The sequence below is a fragment of the Bradyrhizobium sp. 157 genome, assembly GCF_023073815.1.
In the GTDB taxonomy this organism is placed as follows: Bacteria; Pseudomonadota; Alphaproteobacteria; order Rhizobiales; family Xanthobacteraceae; genus Bradyrhizobium.
Genome location: NZ_JADPKF010000017.1, coordinates 1 through 788 on the forward strand (window position 1 = coordinate 1; position 788 = coordinate 788).

The 788-nt window shown below is 57.9% G+C and carries 1 pseudogene; it reads right to left on the reverse strand.

Annotation, left to right across the window (positions count from 1 at the left end):
• Positions 1–421: 421 nt before the first annotated feature.
• Positions 422–718 (reverse strand): annotated as a pseudogene (locus tag IVA95_RS03875) (transposase); the annotation flags it as partial.
• Between the last annotated feature and the right edge of the window lie 70 nt (positions 719–788).

A 788-nucleotide genomic window follows, 5' to 3' on the forward strand; every position in this document is an offset into this window, starting at 1 on the left:
CGTTGCGCGACGATGCTGCCGCGCCCGCACTTCGAGGTATCGCGATGGTCCAGTACGGCTTTCCGGAACGCGACTCCGATGAGCGCGAGGTCCGGATTGCCAGAAGCGGACATAGTACATAGCCAACTTCTTGCATTCGGGAAGTATCAAACAACCAGACGATCTCAGATCCAAGGCAGACTTCGCGTCGGGTCAGGAGGGCTCGCCTCCAGGATGCGAGCAGCACCGGCAACACCCCTTGATTTTGCGCGATCTCCGTGGTAACTACGCTTCATGATCAAAACGTCGTTCATTTGCTCGAATCAGGTCGCGAACTTCCGACGGTAGCCGGAATTTTGTACTCGCCGCGGAGTTCATCCCACAAGGCCGTGTCGCTGACCAGCACGACATGGTACTCACCGCGGCCCGTGATCCCTGCATATTTTCCCGTGCCGCCAGTGACCTCGACATTGCGTCCGGCCTCGCGTTCCAGCCGCCGGCTCGACTGCAGCCGGTTCAGATAGCCATAGATGTACAGCTTCAGGAGAACCGAGGGATGGTACGACGGCCGCCCGGTCGCCGCCGGCTCCACACCTTCGAAGCTCATCTCTGCCAAATCGAGCGCATCGACAAACACATCGATCACGCGAACAGGGTTGCTCTCGTCAATGAAGTCATCGAGGCATTCAGGCAATAGCGTCCATTGCCCACGATCCGCCTCTTCAACGAAGCGCCTCATCAATTCCCCCTTAGAATCACGGGAGAATCATAACAGCAGCACCGCGTTTTCACACATGGGGTAATTCCGG